The organism is Herbaspirillum sp. B65, from assembly GCF_000333555.1.
GTDB lineage: Bacteria > Pseudomonadota > Gammaproteobacteria > Burkholderiales > Burkholderiaceae_D > Herbaspirillum > Herbaspirillum rubrisubalbicans.
Map to the genome: position 1 here is coordinate 1 of NZ_BADI01000878.1, position 5,950 is coordinate 5,950.

At 66.3% G+C, this 5,950-nt stretch carries 5 protein-coding genes; all 5 read right to left on the bottom strand.

Going from position 1 to position 5,950, the window contains the following annotated elements; genetic code table 11:
- On the bottom strand, window positions 1-917 hold a 917-nt coding region (locus I5W_RS20885), incomplete at its 3' end, for an ATP-binding cassette domain-containing protein (protein ID WP_044530677.1).
- Window positions 914-1,744, bottom strand: a complete 831-nt coding sequence (locus I5W_RS20890) for an ABC transporter permease (RefSeq protein WP_044530678.1) — start codon at window positions 1,742-1,744, stop codon at window positions 914-916. The genes I5W_RS20885 and I5W_RS20890, both read right to left, overlap by 4 nt.
- On the bottom strand, window positions 1,741-2,715 hold the full coding sequence (locus I5W_RS20895) for an ABC transporter permease (protein ID WP_044530679.1): 975 nt from the start codon (window positions 2,713-2,715) through the stop codon (window positions 1,741-1,743). Before I5W_RS20895 ends, I5W_RS20890 begins: the two co-directional genes overlap by 4 nt.
- The gene (locus tag I5W_RS20900) at window positions 2,706-4,292 is read right to left on the bottom strand and encodes an ABC transporter substrate-binding protein (RefSeq protein ID WP_044530680.1); all 1,587 of its coding nucleotides are present in this window, start codon (window positions 4,290-4,292) and stop codon (window positions 2,706-2,708) included. Before I5W_RS20900 ends, I5W_RS20895 begins: the two co-directional genes overlap by 10 nt.
- 7 nt (window positions 4,293-4,299) lie before the next feature.
- On the bottom strand, window positions 4,300-5,950 hold a 1,651-nt coding region (locus tag I5W_RS20905), incomplete at its 5' end, for a TonB-dependent siderophore receptor (RefSeq protein ID WP_044530681.1).

The window sequence follows — 5,950 nt, forward strand, 5'->3', positions numbered from 1 at the left end:
CGCGTGCTGATGCCGCTGAACAGTTGCTGCTGGCCGAAGGCCTTGGCCACCTGTTCCACCTCGACGATCACCTCGCCCGCACTGCGCAGCGCAGCGTGCGGCGGCACCGGCCAGCACGCCGGATCGGCCGCCAGCAAGCGGCGGGTATAGCCATGCCGGGGCGCAGCCAGCAGTTCCTGCGCCGGCCCCTGTTCCACCATGCGCCCCTCCAGCATCACCGCCAGTTGCCCGCCCAGTGCCCGCGCCAGCCACACATCGTGGGTGATGCACAGCAGGCTCATGCCCTGTTGGCGCGCCGCCTGTAGCAGCGCCAGCACCTCGCCGCGACGATCCGCATCCAGGCCCTTGGTCGGTTCATCGATGATGAGCAAGGGCGCACCGGCGGCGTGGGTGGCGAGGAACGCCACGCGCTGGGCCATGCCGCCCGAGATCATGAAGGGATATTTGTCGCCCGCTTGCTGTAGGCCCAGGCTGGCCAGCGCCTCTCGGGCCAGCGTAGTGGCCTGGCTACGCGCGGCGCGCAGGCTGTCGTTCTGGCTATCGGGGGCAGGTCGGCTGACCAGTTCGAAAGTCTCGGCAATCTGGCGCGCCACCGTCATGGTCGGGTCCAGCGCCAGCCAGGGTTCCTGCGGCAATAGCGCGATACGCCGGCCCCAGCCACGCTGGCGACTGGCAGCATCGGCGGCATCGCTGGGTTCACCGTCGATGACGATGCTGCCGCGGCAATGCAGGCTGGCCGGCAGATTGCCCATGATGGCCTGGGCCAGCAGCGACTTGCCCGAGCCGCTCTCGCCCAGCAAGGTCAGCACGCCACCGGCGGGAATGGCGAAATGAATATCCTCGATGAGTGCCTGTTGCCCATGGAACACGGTCAAGTGCTCGACCTGCAGGGCAGGGATAGCAGCGCGCGCGTTCATGCATTTTCCTTCTGCGGCGACAGCAGCAACAAGGCCAGCAAGGTCAGGAACAGCACCAGCACCGGCGCGCCCACCAACCACGGAGCCTCGCGGTAATAGGGCAAGAGTTCGATCATCATCACCCCCAGCTCCGGCGTGGGCGGTTGCAGGCCGACCCCGACAAAGCCCAGCGCCGACATCGCCAGCACCGCACCGGCCAGGCCGAAACGCATCAGGGTGAACAGGCGCGGCAGCAGCGCCGGCATCAGGTGACGTCGCACGATGTAGCCCGGGCCGAAGCCCAGCAAGCGTGAGGCTTCCACCGGCGCACTGGCCAGCAGGATGCGGCTGGCCGCGCGCACCACGCGGAAATATTCCACCCACAAGGCCAACGAGATACCCACGTACAGCGGCCAGAAGCCGCCCGGCGCAAAGGCCGCCAGCAACAGCACCAGCAGCAGGCCCGGCAAGGCCAGCACGGCATCGGCCAGCGCCGCCAGCACGCGCTCAACCCAGCCACCGCACCAGGCCGCCAGCAAGCCGATCACGATGCCGGGAATGGCCGCCGACAACACGCTCACCAGTGCCAGCGACAAGGATAGTCGCGTGCCATGCGCCAGCCGCGCCAACATGCTGCGTCCCAACTGGTCGTACCCCAGCGGATGCGCCAGGCTGGGCGCTTCCAGAAAGCGTGAGAGTTGCTGGCGGGCCGGATCGACATCGATGAGCAGCGGCCCCAGCCAGGCAAACAGGACGATCGTCAACAGCAGCAACAGGCCCGCCCACTGGCCCGGCGTGACACGGCGCGGTCGGGTCTCGACCAGGAAATCGGAAGTCGCAAAGCTCATGGTCGGCCGCGTGGATCAAGGAAGGCGCAGGTGGTATCGACCAGCGCATTGAAGAGAACGAACATCAGCCCCAGCACCAGGGCCGTGCCCTGGATCATCGGCACGTCGCGCCCGAAGATGGCGTGAACCAGGGCGTGGCCGATGCCGGGCCAGGCGAAGATGGTTTCCACCAGCACCACCCCTTCGACCAGCATCACCAATTGCACGCCGAGATAAGCGACCACAGGCGCGGCAACATTGCGCACGCCGTGGCGCGCCAGGGCTTGCGCGGGACTCAAGCCCTTGGTCAGAGCGAAGGCGAAATATTCGGAGGCGCGCACCTGCACCATGGCATCGCGCGCCACCCGGCAGGACACCGCAGCCAGGCCCAGCGCCAAGGTCAACGCCGGCAACAGGATGCCGCCATGGTCCACGTGACCGGCCGCCGGCAAGGCCCCCAGTTGTACCGAAAACAGCAGCACCAGGACCAGCCCCAGCAGGAAGGATGGCAAGGCCCGCAACAGCACCGATAGCGCCAGCGTGGCCCGGTCCAGCCAGCCACCGGGGTTCAGGCCGGCCAGGATGCCCAGGGTCGGCCCGAACAGCAGCGACAAGGCCAGCGCCAGTAGCGACAGCCTCAGGGTCGGCCCCAGTTGATGAGCGATCTCCACCAGCACCGGCAAGGCGGTCACTTGCGAAGTCCCCAGGTCCAGATGCAGGAGCCGGCTCCACCATTGGCTCAGCGCCATGAACCAGGGCTGGTCCAGGCCCAGTTCAGCGCGCACCGCCAGGGCCGCTTCGGTGGTGACCATGTCATAGCCGTAGCGCCCGGCGGCAATGCGGTAGGCCATGTCGCCGGGCAGCAGGCGCGTCATGAAAAAACACAGCGTGCCCACCAGCAGCGCCACCAGGCCGGCTTGCAGCAGGCGCTGGCCGAGCGCGCTGGCCAGTTGCCGGGCGGCGCTGCGGGGCAATAAGCGAGTCAGATCCATTGCAGGCAAGAGAGACGATAACTACGTTCAAAAGGATCGAGGCTGGCGCCCTGCAAGCGACGGCTGACGGCACAGGTCTGGCGATACCAGACCACCGGAATCACCGGCAACTGTTCCTGCAGCAGCGCCACGATACGGGCGCGTTCGGCGCGCCCGCCGTCGGCATCCCCGGCGGGCATGGCCGGCAACTGCGCCAGCCGCGCCAGCAGCGCCGGCACCTCGGTATTGTCCCAGCCCATGGCGCCCCAGTCGCCGCCTTGCGGCCCGAAGTCCTGCAAGAGGCTGGCCACCGGCTCGGGCAGGTTGCCGTAATTGCGCGCCGCCAGCGCCATCTGCAATGCGCCGCTGCGATGGCCGGCCGGGATGTCGCTGGAGTTGCCGATCACCACCCGCACGGCAATGCCGATCTGGCGCATCTCTTCCTGCAAGGCAGTGGCAATCAAGGGCAATTCGGGCCGATCGACGAAGGTGGTCAGGCTCAGTTCCAGCTTGCGCCCATCGCACCAGCGCACGCCATCGGCGCCCAGGCGCCAGCCGGCCTCTTCCAGCAGACGGCGCGCCTGCTTGAGGTCGGTATGCAGGGGCGCTAGCTGGGGATCGTGCCAGCGTGTGAGCGACGGCGGAAAGAGCTGGGTCGCGCCCAGGTCGGGATCACGCAACAGCGCGCGTGCGATGCCCTCGCGCTCCATGCACAGGGAGATCGCGCGGCGTACCCGCACATCGGCAAGGAAGGGATGGCCGGCATTGAGCTTGAGAATGGTCGTGCGCGGCAGCATGGCCGAGAGCAGGCGCGCACGCGGACTCTCCTGCAGGGCGCGAATGCTGGGCGGGTCCAGCGAAAAAGCCAGTTCAGCCTGGCCGCTCTGCACCAGCAGCGTGCGTGTCTCTGCGCGCGAGACGCTGATATAGCGCGCCCGCTGGATCGCCCTGCCCGGCCCCGGCGCCACCCGCTCCACATCGAACTGCTGCGGCAGGCTGATGGACTGGATGCGGAACGGCCCGCTACCGACGATGGCCACCACGTTGCCGTGCGCATCGAAGGAAGATGGCGCCAGGATCTGGGTCGAATAATGGGTCAGCAGATAGGGCAACGGGCCGAAGGGCTTGCTCAGGCTCACTACCAGTACACTTTCCTGCACACTCATGGCCGTGATACTCGCCAGTTGCAGTACACCTGGCCGCACGGCAGCGCGCTGCAGACAGGCCAGTACGCTGGCCGGCGTCACGACGCTCCCATCGTGGTAGCGCCCCCCAGCCTGCAAGGCAAAGCGCCATTGCAAGCCATCGGCGCTGACCTCCCAGGTGCGCGCCAGCGCCGGGCGCAACTGGCCGGCATCGTCCACCTCCAGCAAGGTTTGCAGCACCTCCATGCGGGCGAACATATAGCCGGAGCGCGCCGGATCGAGCCCGGTCAATTCCCAGGGGCCGACCACGGTCAGCATGTCGCGGCCACCCGGGCTGATGGGGTGGGCATGGCTGGCCTCATCGCCATGCGCCCAGGCCAGCGGCGTGGTACCAGCGGCCAGCAGCGCCAGCATGGCGCGCCGGCGCGGTGTACAGCAGAGATCGGCAGACATGCGCAGATCAGAACTTGACATTGAGTGCCAGCGTGGCCGTGCGCTCGTTGCCCGGCATGATCCACACACTGCTGTAGGAACTGCTGTAGTAACGCTTGTTGAAGAGATTATCCACGTCCAGCGACAGCTTCATCTTCGGCGTGAACTGCCAGTAGGCCAATGCGCGTGCGGTCAGATAAGCGGGCAACTTGAAACTGCCGGTCTGGTCGCCGGTACGGTCGCCAACATAATTCAGGCCACCACCGATACCGTAGGGCGAGCCACTTGCCAGGGCATCTTCGAACACCGCCAGTACACTGCCCGAGACACGCGGCACGTTGAGCAACCGCGAACCCACGGCCAGGGTGTTGTCCTTGCTCACATAGGCATCGGTATAGGCCAGGTTGCCGGTCAAGCGCCAGTGATGGCCTAATTTGGCATTGGCATCCAGCTCCACGCCCTTGCTGCGCACTTCACCGGCGGCAATGGAGAAGGCCGGATTGCTCGGGTCGGCGGTCAGCACATTCTGCTTGGTGATATCGAACACCGCCAGGGTGGCGCCGCTACGCTGATCCGCGCTCTGGAACTTCAGACCCACTTCGGCCGCGCGCGAGGTCTCGGGGCTGAAGGCGCGGCCATGGATATCGCTGCCGCTATTGGGACGGAAAGACTTGCTGGCGCTGGCATAGGCCGACCAGGAAGGCGTGAACAGATAGGTCAGGCCCAGGCGCGGGGAATAGGCGTTCTTGTCCTGGCGGGTGATGGTGCTGGTGCGCCAGTTGTTCAGGGTGGAGCTGAAGGCATCGGCGCGAATGCCGGCCAGCAGCTTCCAGCGCTGCGTCAGGCTGATCTGGTCTTGCAGGTAGAAGGCGCTGCTGCTCTGGCGTTCGCTGGTATCGGTATTGGCCCTCGGCGTGGGCAGCGGCTGGCCATAGACCGGGTTGTAGATATTGATCGCATAGGGCGCCGCCGTCGTCGGGTTCACGCGCAACATGCGCTGGTCCAGCGTCATCCAGTCCAGCTCGGTACCGACCAGGAGCTCATGCCCTACGCTACCGGTGGTGAGCTTGCCGCCCAGCTCGAACTGCAGCGAGGTGTCATGCCAGCCATAGTCGCGGTAGCGGCGCTGGCGGCGCAGCGTGGCATTGTCGGCCTGCAGCGCCGAGGCTTCGGTGGAATAGCCCTGCAGCGTGCCTTCCTTGTGGAACAGGCCGGTGCGCAAGTGCCAGTTGTCGTTGAGGCGATGCTCCAGGGTCAGCAGGTGGTTCTGGTTGTCCATCTTGACGTCGCCATCGCCCGGCTCGCCCAGAAAGCGCGAGATCGGCAGCACACCCAGGTTGCCGTTGACGGCGACGATGCCGCGATCGAACGGCACCTTCTGGCGTAAAAATTCAGCTTCATAGTTCAGCACCGTGCTGTCGGACAGTACCCAGGTGAGGGCCGGTGCAAAAAATTCACGTTGGCTGTGAATATCATCGCGCCAGCTCCCCCGGCGCTCGACGGCGGCATTGAGGCGATAGGCCAGCTCGCTGTTGAGCGCCCCAGTCGAATCGATGCTGCTGCGGTAGCTGTCGTTGCTGCCGATGGACAGGTCCAGCGCATTGGCGCGCTTGAACTGCGGCTTCTTGCTGACCACGTTGATGGTGCCACCGGGCTCGCTGTGCCGTAGAGCGCTGCGG

Coding starts and splice junctions, on each gene's coding strand:
- I5W_RS20890 (WP_044530678.1), bottom strand. CDS start 1,744: ATGAGCTTTGCGACTTCCGATTTCCTGGTCGAGACCCGACCGCGCCGT.
- I5W_RS20895 (WP_044530679.1), bottom strand. CDS start 2,715: ATGGATCTGACTCGCTTATTGCCCCGCAGCGCCGCCCGGCAACTGGCC.
- I5W_RS20900 (WP_044530680.1), bottom strand. CDS start 4,292: ATGTCTGCCGATCTCTGCTGTACACCGCGCCGGCGCGCCATGCTGGCG.